At 68.5% G+C, this 15,793-nt stretch carries 17 protein-coding genes; 7 read left to right on the forward strand and 10 right to left on the reverse strand.

Annotation, left to right across the window (positions count from 1 at the left end; genetic code table 11):
• Window positions 1-6: 6 nt before the first annotated feature.
• The gene (locus AB0H88_RS23960; protein ID WP_357647882.1) at window positions 7-1,398 is read right to left on the reverse strand and encodes a hypothetical protein; all 1,392 of its coding nucleotides are present in this window, start codon (window positions 1,396-1,398) and stop codon (window positions 7-9) included.
• Between the two features lie 176 nt (window positions 1,399-1,574).
• On the opposite strand from AB0H88_RS23960, the gene AB0H88_RS23965 reads away from it, so the two are divergent.
• Complete coding sequence (locus tag AB0H88_RS23965; RefSeq protein WP_357647884.1) at window positions 1,575-2,207, forward strand: DUF305 domain-containing protein; 633 nt, start codon at window positions 1,575-1,577, stop codon at window positions 2,205-2,207.
• An 80-nt stretch (window positions 2,208-2,287) separates the two neighbouring features.
• Here AB0H88_RS23965 and AB0H88_RS23970 read toward each other — a convergent pair whose 3' ends face one another.
• On the reverse strand, window positions 2,288-3,523 hold the full coding sequence (locus AB0H88_RS23970; protein WP_357647886.1) for an adenosylhomocysteinase: 1,236 nt from the start codon (window positions 3,521-3,523) through the stop codon (window positions 2,288-2,290).
• 148 nt (window positions 3,524-3,671) lie between these two features.
• Entirely contained in the window at window positions 3,672-5,099 is a 1,428-nt protein-coding gene (gene ahcY / locus AB0H88_RS23975; protein ID WP_357647888.1) for an adenosylhomocysteinase, read from the reverse strand.
• Window positions 5,100-5,200: 101 nt separating this feature from the next.
• On the opposite strand from ahcY, the gene AB0H88_RS23980 reads away from it, so the two are divergent.
• Together AB0H88_RS23980 and AB0H88_RS23985 are read left to right on the forward strand one after the other, a co-directional pair.
• Complete coding sequence (locus AB0H88_RS23980; protein ID WP_357647890.1) at window positions 5,201-5,560, forward strand: MerR family DNA-binding transcriptional regulator; 360 nt, start codon at window positions 5,201-5,203, stop codon at window positions 5,558-5,560.
• Window positions 5,557-6,027 carry a GerMN domain-containing protein gene (locus AB0H88_RS23985; RefSeq protein WP_357647892.1) on the forward strand — a complete coding sequence of 157 codons (471 nt, stop codon included), beginning with the start codon at window positions 5,557-5,559 and terminating at the stop codon, window positions 6,025-6,027. The genes AB0H88_RS23980 and AB0H88_RS23985 overlap by 4 nt, the downstream gene beginning before the upstream one ends.
• Before the next feature lie 6 nt (window positions 6,028-6,033).
• Here the strand turns inward: AB0H88_RS23985 and AB0H88_RS23990 are convergent, their stop codons facing one another.
• A complete protein-coding gene (locus tag AB0H88_RS23990) occupies window positions 6,034-7,122 on the reverse strand; it encodes an alpha/beta hydrolase-fold protein (protein ID WP_357647894.1) in 1,089 nt (362 codons plus the stop codon).
• A gap of 134 nt (window positions 7,123-7,256) precedes the next feature.
• Here AB0H88_RS23990 and AB0H88_RS23995 point away from each other — a divergent pair, with 134 nt between their 5' ends.
• The gene (locus AB0H88_RS23995) at window positions 7,257-8,984 is read left to right on the forward strand and encodes a phosphatidylglycerol lysyltransferase domain-containing protein (RefSeq protein WP_357647896.1); all 1,728 of its coding nucleotides are present in this window, start codon (window positions 7,257-7,259) and stop codon (window positions 8,982-8,984) included.
• Window positions 8,985-9,087: 103 nt separating this feature from the next.
• Here AB0H88_RS23995 and AB0H88_RS24000 read toward each other — a convergent pair whose 3' ends face one another.
• Genes AB0H88_RS24000 through AB0H88_RS24020 form a run of 5 tightly spaced genes read right to left on the reverse strand, consistent with a single transcriptional unit; the run spans window position 9,088 to window position 13,176 of the window.
• Window positions 9,088-10,011, reverse strand: a complete 924-nt coding sequence (locus tag AB0H88_RS24000) for a cation diffusion facilitator family transporter (RefSeq protein ID WP_357647898.1) — start codon at window positions 10,009-10,011, stop codon at window positions 9,088-9,090.
• A 51-nt stretch (window positions 10,012-10,062) separates the two neighbouring features.
• A complete protein-coding gene (locus tag AB0H88_RS24005) occupies window positions 10,063-11,169 on the reverse strand; it encodes an SIS domain-containing protein (protein ID WP_357647900.1) in 1,107 nt (368 codons plus the stop codon).
• Entirely contained in the window at window positions 11,166-11,333 is a 168-nt protein-coding gene (locus tag AB0H88_RS24010; RefSeq protein WP_214633501.1) for a Trm112 family protein, read from the reverse strand. Before AB0H88_RS24010 ends, AB0H88_RS24005 begins: the two co-directional genes overlap by 4 nt.
• Window positions 11,330-12,766, reverse strand: coding sequence for a phosphomannomutase/phosphoglucomutase (locus tag AB0H88_RS24015; protein ID WP_357647902.1), 1,437 nt, complete (start codon window positions 12,764-12,766; stop codon window positions 11,330-11,332). Before AB0H88_RS24015 ends, AB0H88_RS24010 begins: the two co-directional genes overlap by 4 nt.
• A 41-nt stretch (window positions 12,767-12,807) precedes the next feature.
• Window positions 12,808-13,176, reverse strand: coding sequence for a DUF3499 domain-containing protein (locus AB0H88_RS24020; protein WP_225295960.1), 369 nt, complete (start codon window positions 13,174-13,176; stop codon window positions 12,808-12,810).
• A 183-nt stretch (window positions 13,177-13,359) separates the two neighbouring features.
• On the opposite strand from AB0H88_RS24020, the gene AB0H88_RS24025 reads away from it, so the two are divergent.
• The 3 genes from AB0H88_RS24025 (at window position 13,360) to AB0H88_RS24035 (ending at window position 15,225) form a co-directional block, all read left to right on the forward strand.
• Complete coding sequence (locus AB0H88_RS24025) at window positions 13,360-13,752, forward strand: metallopeptidase family protein (protein WP_357647905.1); 393 nt, start codon at window positions 13,360-13,362, stop codon at window positions 13,750-13,752.
• Window positions 13,753-13,858: 106 nt separating this feature from the next.
• The gene (locus AB0H88_RS24030) at window positions 13,859-14,005 is read left to right on the forward strand and encodes a hypothetical protein (RefSeq protein ID WP_357647907.1); all 147 of its coding nucleotides are present in this window, start codon (window positions 13,859-13,861) and stop codon (window positions 14,003-14,005) included.
• Window positions 14,005-15,225: a methyltransferase domain-containing protein gene (locus AB0H88_RS24035; protein WP_357647909.1), complete on the forward strand. Its 1,221-nt coding sequence runs from the start codon at window positions 14,005-14,007 to the stop codon at window positions 15,223-15,225. Before AB0H88_RS24030 ends, AB0H88_RS24035 begins: the two co-directional genes overlap by 1 nt.
• Before the next feature lie 91 nt (window positions 15,226-15,316).
• Here AB0H88_RS24035 and AB0H88_RS24040 read toward each other — a convergent pair whose 3' ends face one another.
• Window positions 15,317-15,577 (reverse strand): WhiB family transcriptional regulator, encoded by a 261-nt coding sequence (locus tag AB0H88_RS24040; RefSeq protein WP_214633495.1) that lies wholly within the window; start codon window positions 15,575-15,577, stop codon window positions 15,317-15,319.
• Window positions 15,578-15,793: the final 216 nt, after the last annotated feature.

The following is a 15,793-nucleotide window of genomic DNA, read 5'->3' on the forward strand; positions in this document are numbered from 1 at the left end:
CCCGAATCAGTCGTCGTGGCCCCAGCCCCACTCGCGGTAGGACTGCTGGGTCTGGACGTTCAGCTGGTCGGCGTGCACCCGTGCGGCACCGTCGGTCAGCCGGTCATTGATCTTGATGACATCCAGGCCCTCGTGGAAGTCGGCGGCGTAGATGTAACCGTTGTAGTAGTACGCCGACCACACGCCGCCACCGCTGTTGTCGGCGCGCGGGCCACGCTCGAAGTAGCCGATCTCCTTCGGCGCGGCCGAGTCGGTGAAGTCCCAGATCGAGACCCCGCCCATGTACCACGCCTGGACCATGATGTCCTTGCCCTTGACCGGGATCAGCGAGCCGTTGTGCGCCACGCAGTTCTCGCTGTCGGCCTGGTAGCGCGGGATCTTGAAGTAGCTCTTGAAGACGAGCCGCCCGTGCGAGATGTCATAGATCGCGTCCGCGCCGCGGTTCGGCCCGGTCGCCTCGTTGCAGGTGGCCGCGCCGCCGCCGCCGAGCTCGTCGGTGAAGACGACCTTCTTGGCATCGTTGCTGAACGTCGCCGAGTGCCAGAAGGCGAAGTTCGGGTCGGTGGTCCTGGCCGTGACCTTCGGGTTCAGCCGGTCGGAGATGTCGAACAGCACGCCGTCACCCATGCAGGCGCCCGCCGCTAGGTCCTTCTCCGCGTACACGGTGATGTCGTGGCAGCCGCTGGTCGGGATGAGCAGCCCAGGCTGGGTCTCGTTGCCGCCGTCGGGGAAGACGACCGGGGTGGCCGCGACGGCCGCCGCGGTCGGGTCCTTCAGCGGCACCTTGACGATCGAGATCTTGTCGTGCGGCGGCAGGCAGTCGGGGAAGGTCGCGTTCGGGTTGTACGACTGCACGTAGACGTAGACGTTCTTCTTCTTGTCCCAGCCCTTGCCGGGCACCAGCGTCAGCGTGTGCGAGCCACAGTTGGTCTCGACGGACTTGATGTACTTGGGCGCGGTCTTGTCGCTGATGTCGAAGATCCGGATGCCCTCCCATGCCTCCTTGTGGTCCGCCGACAGGGCCGTGCTGTTGCAGGAGTCGTCGCTGCGCGAGGAGTCGACGGCGGTGAAGAGCAGATTGCCGTAGACGGTGACATCCATCTGGCTTCCGGGACACACGACCGAACTGACCGGCGTGGCCTTCTTCGGATTCCGGATGTCGTAGATCGAGAAGCCGCCGTAGTTGCCCACGTAGGCGTAGTCACCCTGGAAGGCGATGTCGGTGTTGATGGTGGCGGCGATCGGCGCCGGCTTGGGGATGTTCAGCACGTGGGTCACGTTCGGGCTGGTCACCACGGTGTCGGCCGGCGGGATGTCGGTGGCCGACGCCGGCAGCGCGGTCAGTCCTAACGCCACGGCGACTCCGGCCGCGACCAGGGTCCTGCGAAGGGTCAGCACCCTTGGGGCTCCTTCCGGGTCATAAGGCATACATAAATGACAAAATTCTGACCCAGATTGTCAGCTCTCGCCTAGCAAGCACTGTGTCAAGAAATTTGCTGACTTGCCCTATTTCCTCGAAGTCGAGAAGGCGTCTATAGTGCGACGTCGCGACTCCCCGCGGTCAAGGAGGTCAGGTGCGCAACGCACTAACCGTCGGCACCTGCGCCATCCTGCTCGTCACCGGCTGCTCGGGGGGCACCTCCGCGGCCCCGACCGCCCCGACCGCCGGCGCGACGGCTCCCGTCATCGCCCCCGGACGGCCCGGCGAGGAGGCCAGAACGCTGAGCCCGAGCGAGGCCGCCACCGCCGTACCGCCCGAGAAGGCCAACGCGGCCGACATCCGCTACATGCAGAACATGATCATCCACCACCGCCAGGCCCTCGACATGGCCCTGCTGGCCGCCTCGCGGGCGTCGAACGACGGTGTGAAGCGCCTGGCGTCGCGGATCAACCAGGTGCAGGGCCCGGAGATCGCCATGATGACGGACTGGCTGAAAGCCCAGGGCCAGCAGGTTCCCGACCACCACGCCGCCCACGAGGGCATGCCGGGCATGGCCACGCCGGAGCAGATGGAGAGTCTCAAGGCGGCCAAGGGGCCGGCGTTCGACCAGCTGTTCGTCCAGTTGATGACCGCCCACCACCAGGGCGCGATCACCATGTCGACCGAGGTCATCACCCAGGGCTCGCACCTGCGCGTCCAGGAGATCGCCGAGGACATCTCGGTGAGCCAGGCGGCGGAGATCCGGCGAATGGGGCAACTGCTCTAGGGTCTGTTTTCGACTGGCGGAAGGAGAAGCCAACCCGTGCCAGGAAGGTGCTCTAGAAGCCGACCCGCCAGGAATGCGGTCTAGGAACCGACCCGCCAGGAATGCAGGTATTCCTCCTGCTCACCGGTGAGCGTGTCGATCCCGATCCCGGCGGCGGCCAGCTTGAGCCTGGCCACCTCATGGTCGATCTCCTCGGGCACGTCGTAGACGCCCGGCACCAGCCGCGCCCGCTCCTCGGCCAGCCAGGCGACCGCCAGCGCCTGCGCCGAGAACGACATGTCCATCACGGCCGCCGGATGCCCCTCGGCCGCGGTCAGATTGACCAGCCGCCCTTCGGCCAGCAGCAGCAGCCGCCGCCCGTCCGCCAGCACGTACTCGTCGGTGTTGGGCCGGACCCCGTGATGGACCTCCTCGGCCAGCTCGTCCAGGGCCCGCACGTCGATCTCGATGTCGAAATGCCCGGCGTTGGCGAGAATGGCGCCGTCCTTCATGGCGGCCAGATGCTCACCCCGGATGACGTCCCGGTTACCGGTGACGGTGATGAACAGATCCCCGACCATGGCGGCCTCCGCCATGGGCCGCACCTCGTATCCCTGAAGGGTGGCGTCCAGCGCCTTGACGGCGTCGATCTCGGTGACGAGCACCCGCGCCCCCAGCCCCTTGGCCCGCTCGGCGACCCCCCGGCCGCAGTAGCCGAACCCGGCCACCACGACGGTCCGCCCGGCCAGCATCATGTTGGTGGCCCGCATGATCCCGTCGAGGGTGGACTGCCCGGTGCCATACCGGTTGTCGAACATCCGCTTGGTCCGGGTGTCGTTCACGGCCACGACCGGAAACCGCAACGCGCTCTCGGCGGCCATCTGCCGCAACCGGATGATCCCGGTCGTGGTCTCCTCACAACCTCCGGAGACCCCGTCCAGGAGATCGGTCCGCTCGGTGTGCAGGATGTTGACCAGATCACACCCGTCATCCAGCACAAGATCAGGCCCCAGATCGAGCGCCTGATGGATGTGCCGGTAGTAGGTGGCCCGATCCACCCCGGCCCGCGCGTGTACGGCGATCCCATAGCCACGCAGCGCCTGGGCGACATCATCCTGCGTGGACAGGGGGTTGGAGGCGGCGAGAGCGATCTCGGCCCCGCCGGCCTTCAGCGCCCCCATGAGCACCGCGGTCTCCGCGGTGACATGCAGGCAGGCGGCGATCTTCAACCCGTCAAGCGGCCTCTCGGCCCCGAACCGTTCCCCGATGGCCATGAGCACCGGCATGGACCGAGCGGCCCAACTGATATGCCGCTCCCCACTCTCCGAAAGATCCACGCTCCACCCCACATTTCTCCCGAAGAAGACGGCCAAGAACACGCACGTAACGGCGGCCGACCCCGCATCACCGGAGGAGCGTTTCCCTGGACAGACGCCAGCCCCGCACGGGGGCTGGCGTTCACCGTGCTTTGCCGTAAAAAATAGATCAGTAACGATAGTGGTCGGACTTGAAGGGGCCTTCGACAGGGACGCCGATGTACTCGGCCTGGACCTTGGTCAGCTCGGTGAGCTTCACGCCCAGGGCGTCCAGGTGCAGGCGGGCGACCTTCTCGTCCAGGTGCTTGGGCAGCACGTAGACGCCGATCGGGTATTCGTCCGTCTTCGCGAACAGCTCGATCTGCGCGATCACCTGGTTGGTGAACGAGTTGGACATCACGAAGCTCGGGTGCCCCGTGGCGCAGCCCAGGTTCATCAGCCGGCCCTCGGCCAGGACGATGATCGAGTGGCCGTCGGCGAACACCCACTCGTCCACCTGCGGCTTGATGTTGCGCTTCTCGACGCCGGGCAGCTTGGCCAGGCCGGCCATGTCGATCTCGTTGTCGAAGTGCCCGATGTTGGAGACGATCGCCTGGTGCTTCATCTTCGCCATGTGCGCGGCGGTGATGATGTCGAAGTTGCCCGTCGCGGTGACGAAGATGTCGGCCAGGCCGACGACCTCGTCCAGCGTGGTGACCTGGAAGCCGTCCATGGCCGCCTGGAGCGCGCAGATCGGGTCGATCTCGGTCACGATGACGCGGGCGCCCTGGCCGCGCAGCGCGTCGGCACAGCCCTTGCCCACGTCGCCGTAGCCGCAGACCACGGCCACCTTGCCGCCGATCAGCACGTCGGTGGCGCGGTTGAGGCCGTCGATCACCGAGTGGCGGCAGCCGTACTTGTTGTCGAACTTCGACTTGGTCACCGAGTCGTTGACGTTGATCGCCGGGAACAGCAGCGAGCCGGTCTTGTGCATCTCGTAGAGACGGTGCACGCCGGTCGTGGTCTCCTCGGTCACGCCCTTGATGCTCTCGGCGATCGCGGTCCACCGCTTGTCGTCGCCGACCGTGCGCTGCAGCAGGTCGATGATGACGTGCCACTCCTCCGGGTCGTCGTCCGTGGCGGACGGGACGGCCCCGGCCTTCTCATATTCGGCGCCCTTGTGGACGAGGAGCGTGGCGTCGCCGCCGTCGTCGAGGATCATGTTGGGGGTCACGCCGCCGGGCCAGGTGAGCGCCTGCTCGGTGCACCACCAGTACTCCTCCAACGTCTCGCCCTTCCAGGCGAAGACCGGGACGCCCTTGGGGTCATCGACGGTGCCCGTGGGGCCGACGACGACCGCGGCGGCGGCGTGGTCCTGGGTGGAGAAGATGTTGCAGCTGACCCAGCGGACCTCGGCGCCGAGCGCGACCAGCGTCTCGATGAGGACGGCGGTCTGGATCGTCATGTGCAGGGAGCCCATGATCCGCGCGCCGGACAGGGGTCGCGCACTTGCGTATTCACGGCGGATGGCCATGAGGCCGGGCATCTCATGCTCGGCGAGCCGGATCTCCTTGCGGCCGAAGTCGGCAAGTGAAAGGTCGGCGACCTTGAAGTCCATCGGGTTTTCCCCTCGCATCACGGAGTTGTCGCGACGAGTTTAGGTGCCGTCCGAGCAAGGTCGCATCTCTACCACCCGAAAGCTGACGTAAGAATGTAAGGATGCGCATCACTGAAGCGGCCAGGCGGCTCGGCATGTCCCCGCGAATGCTCCGATACCGGGAGGCTCTTGGCCTTCTGCCGCCCGTCCGGGAGCAGGGTGCGCATCGGCGGTTCGGCACGGACGAGCTCGCGGCCGTCGCTCAGGGGATCGAGCTGGAGAAGCGGTTCGACATCTCGCCCGCCGAGCTGGCGTTCGCGTTGCGCGTGCTCAGCGAGCCCGCCGTGGCGGGCGCCGTACGCGATCTCGGCGTGCGCATCGGCCGCATTCAGGCGCCGCGCCGCGCCCTGGACTTCGAGCAGGAGAAGGCGTTGCGCCTCCTGCGAACCTCCGCTCCCGGCCACGCGTCCAAACGGTCATGATGGAACTGCTGATGGCCACCGTGCTCGCCCTCTCCCCGGCGCAGCTGACCGGCGAGGTCAAGGTGTACTTCTCCAAGGGAGACGGCATTCCCGGCAAGGTGGTCGCGGTGACCAGGAAGGCGCCCGATCACGGCGTCGCCAAGTTCGCGATCGAGCAACTGATCGCGGGCCCGACCAAGGCGGAGCGCGGGAGGGGCCTGCGCTCCGAGCTGACCGGACGGCTCCGTGGGCCGTCCGACTGCGGCGCCGACTTCAAGCTGAAGGTCAAGGACGGCAAGGCCACGCTGCGCTTCTGCCGGACGGTGTGGGGCAGCGGCGTGGGCGGCGACGCGCGCGCCCTGCACACGATCGCCACCACGTTGAAGCAGTTCAGGTCCGTCAAAAAGGTGATCACGCTGGACAAGGACGGCCGCTGCCTGTTCGACCAGTCGGACGCGGGCACGTCCTGCGTAACCGGCCACGAGTAAGGGTCGCTACGCGGCGGAGGCAGGGGCGTGGAGCTGCTGGGCGAGCCATGGCAGGGCCTGCGGCAGCTCCCTGTTCCAGGTGTTGAAGTTGTGCCCGCCGCTGGGCAGGATCAGCGACGAGGCCTGCATCGGCGGCTTCACCGCGGCCAGGAAGCGCTGCGTCGACTGGTAGTCGCCCTCGCCCTTCTTGCTGCTGGTGACCAGCACGGTGACCGGCGGCGCGGGCAGGCTGGACAGCCGCCACATGAGGTCGTTCTGCTGTTCGACCGCCTTGTCGCCGCCGAACAGGTCACCGGTGGTGCCGTCGATGATCGTCTTGTAGTAGCCCGAGAGCGACACGGCGACCGAGAACGCGTCCGGATGGGTCATGGTGAGCTTCACCGCGCAGTAGCCGCCGGTCGAGCCGCCCAGCACGCCCCAGTAGTCCCGGCCGCTCCCCACCCGGTAGGAGGCGATCATGTCCCGCCGCACGTCGGTGGCGAAGTAGGCCTGCACCTGCGGCCCGTTCGGCACGTCGACGCACTCGGTGTCGCGCGGCAGCACCACGCTCGGCCGCATCATCACCAGGATCGTCGGCTTGACCTGGTGCTTGGCGATCGCGCTCGCCATCCGCCCCGGCAGGTCGAGCCGGGTCATGAGGTTGCGCGGGTCGCCCGGGTAGCCGGTCAGCGACAGGATCACGGGGAAACGCGCCTGCTTGTCGGTGAAGTAGGCCGAGGGCAGGAAGATGTACGCCTCCTCGCTGAGGTGCGTGGTCGGCCCCGGCATCATCACCTGCTCGATCCGCCCACCCCGTACGGCCTGCTGGGACAGCACCTTGATGCCCGCGCCGACGCCCGCGACCGTGATGGGCGCCGATCCCGTGTCGGTGCCGAGCACGTCGTCCCAGGAGCCGTAGAAGCCGAAGTACGAGTTCCCGATCAGAGCGAGCGCCACCAGCGTGAGCAGCTGGTCCCCCGCGAGCACACCCACCCTGCCCAGTAAGGCCGGCCAGCCGCGGCCACTCAGCCTGGGCCACAGCCAGACGGTCGCGACCAGCGCCCCCACGGCGAGCACCACCAGGAGGAATTGCAGTTTCACCGAGGTCAGTCCCATATCGCCTCCACGATAGGCGTACTCCGCGCGGCGTAAGCACCGAGTTAAAAACCTTGCGGCAAAACCACCCCTGGCCTGATCGCCACCGGCGCGCTAACACCGCCGTTATAGAGCCTCGAATCTAATATGGAACTGTGAAGAGGCTCGCGCGCCCATGGGTGCCGACTGTCACCGGCTACGCCTCACTGGTGATCGGTGTGCTCAACATCATCAGGGCCGTGGCCCCGGGATTCGGTCGCACGAGGATGGGCCAGTGGTCCGACCTGCTGCCCGGCATCGTCAACACGGTCGCGCGCGCGACCGCCCTGATCGTCGGCATCCTGCTGGTGATGCTGGCGCACGGGCTGCGCCGCAGGAAGGCGCGGGCCTGGCGGGCGATGGTGGTGCTGCTGCCGGTCAGCGCGGCCATGGAGCTCGTCCACCTGCATCATCTGTTCACGGCCGTACTCAGCCTGGTCGTCTTCGTGGCGCTTCTGCTGAACAAGCGTGAGTTCGCCGCCCTGTCCGACCCCCGCACCCGCTGGCGGGCGCTGTGGAACCTGCTCGGCCTCGGCGCCCTGGACCTCGGACTCGGCTATCTGCTGGTCAGCGCCCACCCGAGGGTCATCGTCGGCGACCCAAGCGTGGCCGACCGGTTCGAGCACGTGGTGCTCGGCCTCGTGGGTATCGAGGGCCCGGTCACCTACTCCTACGACCGCGTCTCGGACCTGGTCTACCTCTCGCTGATCGCGCTCGGCATGCTGACCGCGGTCACCTCCCTCTACCTGCTGCTGCGCCCCGAACGCCCGATCTCCGAGCTCACCGAGGAAGACGAGCGGCGGCTGCGCGAGCTGCTCGGCAGACATGGGCAGCGCGACTCGCTCGGCTACTTCGCGCTCCGCCGCGACAAGAGCGTGCTCTTCTCCCCCTCGGGCAAGGCCGCGATCGCCTACCGGGTCGTCTCGGGCGTCATGCTGGCCAGCGGCGACCCGATCGGCGACCGCGAGGCGTGGCCGGCGGCGATCGACGGGTTCATGGCCAAGGCCAGACGGCACGCCTGGGTGCCCGCGGTGATCGGCTGCGGTGAGGTCGGCGGCGAGGTGTGGACCCGCAGGACCGGGATGTCGGCGCTGGAGCTCGGCGACGAGGCGGTGGTCGAGGTCGCCGACTTCACGCTGGAGGGCCGGGCCATGCGCAACGTCCGCCAGATGGCCAACAGGGTCGAGCGCGGGGGCTACACCTGCCACGTCCGACGGGTCGCCGACCTGATTGGGGACGAGAAGGAACGGATCAAGCAGGCCGCCGTCTCCTGGCGCGGCACCGAGACGGAACGCGGCTTCTCCATGGCGCTCGGCCGCTTCGGTGACCCCGCCGACGCCGACTGCGTGGTGGCCACCGCGCACAAGGAAGGCGAGGTCAAGGCCGTGCTGCACTTCGTGCCGTGGGGACCGCACGGCATCTCGCTCGACCTGATGCGCAGGGACCGCGACGCCGAGCCCGGACTGAACGAGCTGCTGATCGTCAAGACCCTCCAGGCCGCGCCCGAGATGGCGATCAAGCAGGTGTCGCTGAACTTCGCGATGTTCCGGGCGGCGCTGGCCAGGGGCGAGCGGCTCGGCGCCGGGCCGGTGCTGCGGGCGTGGCGCGGGCTGCTGGTGTTCCTGTCGCACTGGTTCCAGATCGAGTCGCTGTACCGGTTCAACGCCAAGTTCCGGCCGGTCTGGGAGCCGCGGTTCGTGGTCTACCCCAATGCCCGGGACCTGCCGCGGATCGGGATGTCGGCGTTGCAGGCCGAGGCGTTCATCACGCTCGGCCTGCCCAGCCGCGGCTGGCGCCGCGCCACCCGCCTCATCAGACGCAACACGGCCCCGCTCACCTCATAGGCGCGCAAGCGCGCGCCAGGACATGCCAGGCGCCCTTCGGGGCGGGAGAGGACGGGGAGAGGCCTGTCAGGCGGTCGGCGTGCGCGAGTGCGGGACAGGCCTGTCAGGCGGTCGTGTGCGAGCGGTCGAGGTCCGGCTCCAGGTAGATGACCCGGGCGATCGGTACGGCCTGGCGAATCCGCCGCTCGGCCTCGTCGATCCCCCTGGCGACCTCGGAGGCCGAGTCGTCGTGCGAGACCGCGATCTTGGCGGCCACCAGCAGTTCCTCCGGCCCGAGGTGCATCGTGCGCATGTGGATCACCCGGTCGACCGCCGGCGTGCCCTCCAGGGCGGTCCGGATCTGAGCCTCCATCTCAGCGGATGCCCCCTCACCGACCAGCAGCGACTTGGTCTCGATGGCCAGCACGACCGCGATCACGGCCAGCAGCACGCCGATCATCAACGTGCCGACTCCGTCCCACACGCCGTCGCCCGTGATGACCGCCATCGCCACGCCGAACAGCGCGAAGATCAGGCCGAGCAGCGCGCCGAGGTCCTCCAGCAGGATGACCGGCAGCTCGGGCGACTTGGACCGGCGGATGAAGGTGACCCACGACTGACTGCCGCGCAGCGGGTTGGACTCCCTGATCGCCGTACGGAACGAGAAACCCTCCGCGATGATCGCGAAGATCAGCACCGCGAACGCCCAGATCGGCGACTCCACGTGGTGCGGGGTCAGGATCTTGGTGACGCCCTCGTAGAGCGAGAACGCCGCACCGATCGTGAACAGCACCACGGCCACCACGAACGCGTAGAAATAGCGCTCGCGCCCGTATCCGAAAGGATGCGCCTTGTCCCGCTCGCGCTGCGCCCGCTTGCCGCCGAGCAGCAACAGCAGCTGGTTGCCCGAGTCGGCGACGGAGTGGATGCCTTCGGCGAGCATCGAGGACGACCCGGTGAAGAACGCGGCGACGAACTTCGCCACGGCGATCGCCAGGTTGGCGCTCAACGCCGCAATGATCGCTTTGTTACCGCCACTCGCGCTCACCGGAGAACTCCACTCATCATGATCATGTCGTTTAAGGCCCGAAGAGGGATCCTATTGCGAAATTCTGGCCTTGAGCTCCGTGATCGCCGACACAGGGGTCGGATCGACGCCATATCCGAGAGCCAGATAGGTGGTCGCGTAGTCGCCCAGGCCGATCAGCGAGGCGATCCGCTCCAGCGGATGCGTGCCTTCGGCGGACAGCTCGGTGACGGGCACGTCGCGGTCGTTGGCCAGGCGTACGGTCGCCTCGCGGCACCGCGCCACCCGCGGGTCCTCCTCGACGTCGCGCAGCATCACGAGTCTGAGCGTGTGGCTGGCGGCGTCGGCGAAGATGTCGCGCTCGGCCATCGGCCCGTCGAAGGCGGCCACCTGGTTGTGGCCGGCCTCGGGCAGCTCGCCGTAGATCGCCGGGTATTTGGCATTGGTGTTGAGCTGACAGGCCAGCCGGTAGCCGGCGACCGCGGTGACGGAGGATGAGCCCCAGATCATCGGCACGCTCTCGGCCAGCTCCATGGCCAGCGTCTTACCCGGGTTGACGAACGACTCGCTGGACGGGCGGCACCGGTGCGCGATGTCCTCCAGCGTCCTGGCCACCCGCTCGTAGAGCTCCTCGTCGGCCTTGACCAGGCCCAGCGAGGCGGCCGACACGATCAGCGGGATCGTCAGCAGCCAGACGTTGGCGCGAGCCTGCCCGGTCGCGGGCACCGCCACGTAGACGGCGGACGCCTGCCTGGCGATCGCCTCCAGGGGTGAGTCCGCGCTGCCGACCGCGAGCAGCGAGCAGCCGCGCCGCACGGCCTCCATGGCCGCGGACAGCGTCTCCTCGGTGCTGCCCGAGCACGACACCGCGATGACCAGATCGGTGGCGCCCACCCAGCCGGGCAGCTGGTGGGAACGCAGGACCATGATCGGCATCGGGGCGCCGTTGCCGCAGACCGCGGCCAGGACGTCGCCCGCGATCGCGGAGCCGCCCATGCCCACGACCACGACCGCGCGCGGCCGCACCCGAGAGGTCAGCCGGTCGACACCCGCCTCGACCGCGGCTCGGTAGGCGATGCGGACCTGGGCGGCCGAGGCCGCCACCGCCACCAGCATGCCGCCCGGGTCGCCCTCAGTGAGATGGTGCTGGTCATCGAGCCGCTCGGGCTCCCAGGTCACGGCTTCCTGGCCTCGTCGACGAGCAGGACGGGAATGTCATCCCTGACCGGGTAGATCAAGCCACAACCCGTGCAGACCAGCTCCTCGGTCTCGCTCTCCGCGCGCAGCGGTGACTTGCACGCCGGGCAGGCCAGAATCTCCAGCAGCCAGTCGTCGATCTTCACACTGACACCCCTCTAACCATGGCGAGGACCTCGTCCCGTATCGCCGTCATCTTGCTCTCGTCAGCCGCCTCGGCGTTGAGCCGCAGCAGCGGCTCGGTGTTGGAGGCGCGCAGGTTGAACCACCAGTCGGAGCCGGTCACGGTGAGCCCGTCGAGCTCGTCGACGGTGCCCCGGGAGCCGAACGCCTCTCGTACGGACCGGAGGGCCGCGTCCTGGTCGGCGACCGTGCTGTTGATCTCGCCCGAGGCGTGGTAGCGCGCATAGGCGCCGATCAGCTCCGACAGCGGGCGGTCCTGCTCGCCGAGCGCGGCCAGCACGTGCATCGCCGCGAGCATGCCGGAGTCGGCGAACCAGAAGTCGCGGAAGTAGTAGTGGGCGGAGTGCTCGCCGCCGAAGACCGCGCCCGTGCGGGCCATCTCGGCCTTGATGAAGGAGTGCCCTACGCGGGTGCGCACCGGCTCGCCGCCGTGCTCGCGGACGATCTCCGGCACTCCCACCGACGTGATCAGGTTGTGGATGATCGTCGCGCCCGGGTATTTGCCCAGCTCGCGTACGGCCACCAGTGCAGTGACCGCGGAGGGCGAGACGGACTCGCCGCGCTCGTCGATCACCCAGCACCGGTCGGCGTCGCCGTCGAAGGCCAGTCCGAGGTCGGCGCCCGTCTCGCGGACGGCTCGCTGCAGATCGCGCAGGTTGGCCGGCTCCAGCGGGTTGGCCTCGTGGTTGGGGAAGGAGCCGTCGAGCTCGAAGTAGAGCGGGATCAGCTCGATCGGCAGGCCCTCGAAGACGGCGGGAACGGTGTGACCGCCCATGCCGTTGCCCGCGTCGGCGACGACCTTCAGCGGCCGGACGCTCGACAGGTCGACCAGCTTGCGCAGGTGGTCGGCGTAACCCTGCAGCAGGTCCTTCTCGATCAGCGAACCGGCCTCGATCAGCGAACCGGCCGGCTCGGCGGTGTCGCCGCGCGGCTCGGTGAGCCCGGCGCCGAGCAGCTCGGCGGCGCCGTCGCGGATCTCGGTGAGGCCGCTGCCGAGCAGTTCGGCCGCGCGGTCGCGGATCTCGGTGAGGCCGCTGTCGCCGCCGATCGGCACCGCGCCCGCGCGGCACATCTTCATGCCGTTGTAGCGGGCCGGGTTGTGGCTGGCGGTGAACATCACGCCGGGCAGCCCGAGGCTGCCGCTGGCGTAGTAGAGCAGATCGGTGGAGCCCAGCCCGGCGTGCACCACGTCGGCGCCGCGCGAGCGCGCGCCGCGCACGAACGCGGCGGACAGCGGCCCGGAGGACTCCCGCATGTCATGCGCGACCACGACCGACCGCGCCCCGGTCACCTCGACGAAGGCCGCCCCCACGGCCTCGGCGGTCGGCTCGTCGAACTCGTCAGGCACCACGCCGCGAACGTCGTACGCCTTGAAGATCTTGGCGAGGTCGCCCACTCTCCAGCTCCGCCCCTAGGTCGTCACGTGTACGAACGAGCCTACCGGTCGCGATGTTGCTGGGCGGACCGAAGAACGCGCAGGTGCCCCCTGCGCCCGACCTCGACCCCTTGGCCGACCGGCTCACCCCCGCCGGAGGGCGTGGGTCTGGCGGCCTCCCTGACGGCGTTGGCCAGCGCCTCGAGGTCGTCGGAGCTGGGCGACGTGCCGTCCGTGGGCAGCCGCACCACTTCCCAGCCGCGGGGAGCGGTCAGCCGCTCGGCGTGTTCGGCGCACAGGTCGTAACAGTGTGGCTCGGCGTACGTCGCCAGAGGGCCGAGAACAGCGGTCGAGTCGGCGTATACGTACGTGAGCGTGAAGACTGCAGGCTGGCTGCAAGCGGTGCGGGAACAGCGGCGGACGGGGCTCACGGAGGGACCGTATCTGGTAAGAGTGCGAGGCGCCACTATCTGAGCGCTCTTAACGAGCGTGTCGCCACAATTCGGACACCTGTCGCAGCCTTTCTCCCCAACTGCCCCGAAGCCGCCTCCCCGTACACTTGCCGTGTGAACCAACGGCGTGGCCCCAGACGGCGTGACCGGCACGGTCGCGGCATGCGTGGCCCCCTCGCGCCCTCTCACGTGCCGATCGCCAGATCACGCAGCGAGCGGTTCGACGACCTCGTGCTCGACGCGGTCGACCGGCTCCGGCCGCAGTGGGGCAAGCAGCTGGCGGCGGTGGAGTTCGCGGTCGAGGAGGTGCCGCCGCTGAGCGAGCTCGGCGACGGGCCCCGGCTCGGCTCCGAACCGATCCCGTTCGGCCGCGCCGACGTCGCGCGCGGCCAGGACCCGGCCGCCGTCGTCATCTACCGGCGGCCGCTCGAGGCCCGCGCCCGCGACCGCGACACGCTGGGGGCGCTGGTGCACGACACCGTGGTCGAGCAGGTGGCCACGCTCCTCGGCCTGTCTCCCGAGACCGTCGACCCGGGCTACGACGACCGCCGCTGACGGCCGGATCCGGCGCGGCGGCCCAAGGTTTGGCAACCCTTGTCTAGTTGCAGAGAGTAGCCATACGATTACCGTGAGTGTTCACGCGATGTGAGGGAGAGCATCCATGGGCAGGCACGAGAAGCCCGACAGCCCGAAGGCCGAGGCCCTCGATCCGAAATCCGCCGCAAGCCGAGAAGCCGGCTCCAACAAGGACCAGAACAAGACCTCCAACGGCTCGCACAGCGCCGACTCGAAGGACGGAAAGAAGTAGTGAACGACCCAGCGCAGGGGGTTGAACGCCTGATCGAGCACCTCGACGAGTTCGACGACATCGGGCCACGCGTCAAAGAGGCGATCCGCGCGGTGCCCCGCCATCTGTTCATCCCTTCGGTCGCGCTGCCCGTGCCGACCACCCCCGACAGCGCGTACATCATCGACCGCGACGCCGACCCGGACACCTGGTGGGACGCGGTCTACTCGCCCCACTCCATCGTCACCCAGCTCGACGACGGGGCCACCGACATCAGGGACAAGGTGGGCAGCTACTCCTCCTCGGCCTCGGCGCCGAGCACCGTCGCCGACCTGCTCCAGATCCTGGACACCGTGCCAGGCCGCCGGGTGCTGGAGATCGGCACGGGCACCGGCTGGACCGCTGCCCTGCTGTCCCATCTCGTCGGCGAGGAGAACGTGACCTCGATCGACGTCGACCCCGTGGTGGCGGAACAGGCCGCCAAGAACCTGAGCGCGGCCGGCGTGCACCCGCACCTGATCGTCGGCGACGGCGCGGCCGGCTGCCCGGAGCGCGCGCCGTTCGATCGGGTTCACGTCACCTGCGGGATCCGCACCGTGCCGTACACGTGGGTGGAGCAGTGCCGTCCTGGCGGGGAGATCGTGCTGCCCTACTGTCCCGGGTTCGGCGACAACCACGCCCTGCGGCTCGTCGTCGCCCCGGACGGCACCGCGTACGGCCGCTTCCTCGGCTTCGCCTCGTACATGATGATGCGCTCCCAGCGTCCCGTCGCGGACCGCCCGGCTCGTGGCCCAGAGGACAAACACCGCTACACCACGCGCGTGGACCCCCGCACGATCGCCTACGCTCCGTCCGGAGCGGACCTCGCCATCTCGTCGCTGACGGGCCTGACCTCGAGCGGCAGCGCGGAACCGGACGAGGACGGGGAGCTGTACCGGATGTGGGTATCCGACCCCGACGAGGCGTACTCCTGGGCGACCGTGGCGTGGCGACCCAACACAAAGGAGTACGAGGTCTACCAGGTAGGCCAACGGCCCCTGTGGGAGGAGGTCACCGAGGCCTACTTCCGCTGGGTGAGCTGGGGCAAGCCCGGGCGCGACCGGTTCGGCATGACGGTCACCCCTGACGTCCAGCAGATGTGGCTTGACGCGACGCCTATCGGGGAAGCACGACGGATGACATGTCCGTCAGCTTCGGGAGCGGGGTCCAGGTTCGGGCGGGTGCCAGCGGCTGTTCGGTGATCAGCAGCCCGCTCCTCCATGCGCGAAAAGGGGTCACACGGCAGCCCGTGCAACCCCTTCTCCTCTATTTACATCGCGAACCCTTATATCCCTAAACGGCCTCTCGCTTGATCCGTCTGCGCTCCCGCTCGGACAGCCCACCCCAGATGCCGAACCGCTCATCGTGTTCGAGTGCGTACTCAAGGCACTCCGCACGTACTTCGCACGATCGGCAGACCTTCTTGGCCTCTCGGGTGGAGCCGCCTTTCTCCGGGAAGAACGCCTCCGGATCCGTCTGAGCGCACAGCGCGCGCTCCTGCCAGCCGAGTTCTTCAGCGTCAAGCTCATCCTGTGCGATGACCAGATCGGTCACTGCACACCTCCCTGCCGCCCGCCCGCAATGGAGCCCCCCATGGAACGCCTTCCTTACTACCCACCCACAGGAAGGCGTAACAACATGGTTGTAATTACACGCGTGTGCCGTACGTGGAGTCAAGCGGCATGCCGCTATCCGGGGAAAGACCAGATCTCGCCCCGGTGTGCATGGCATGTGATGTTCGCACCCCGGCCTTGGCCCCGTATCCATGGC

Source organism: Nonomuraea sp. NPDC050680 (assembly GCF_040654555.1).
GTDB lineage: Bacteria > Actinomycetota > Actinomycetes > Streptosporangiales > Streptosporangiaceae > Nonomuraea.

Excerpts from the sequence above, each read along its gene's own strand:
- AB0H88_RS24025 (WP_357647905.1), top strand. The coding sequence starts at position 13,360 with ATGCGTGGCCCCCTCGCGCCCTCTCACGTGCCGATCGCCAGATCACGC.
- AB0H88_RS23980 (WP_357647890.1), top strand. The coding sequence starts at position 5,201 with ATGCGCATCACTGAAGCGGCCAGGCGGCTCGGCATGTCCCCGCGAATG.
- AB0H88_RS24030 (WP_357647907.1), top strand. The coding sequence starts at position 13,859 with ATGGGCAGGCACGAGAAGCCCGACAGCCCGAAGGCCGAGGCCCTCGAT.
- AB0H88_RS23990 (WP_357647894.1), bottom strand. The coding sequence starts at position 7,122 with ATGGGACTGACCTCGGTGAAACTGCAATTCCTCCTGGTGGTGCTCGCC.
- ahcY (WP_357647888.1), bottom strand. The coding sequence starts at position 5,099 with ATGGACTTCAAGGTCGCCGACCTTTCACTTGCCGACTTCGGCCGCAAG.
- AB0H88_RS23985 (WP_357647892.1), top strand. The coding sequence starts at position 5,557 with ATGATGGAACTGCTGATGGCCACCGTGCTCGCCCTCTCCCCGGCGCAG.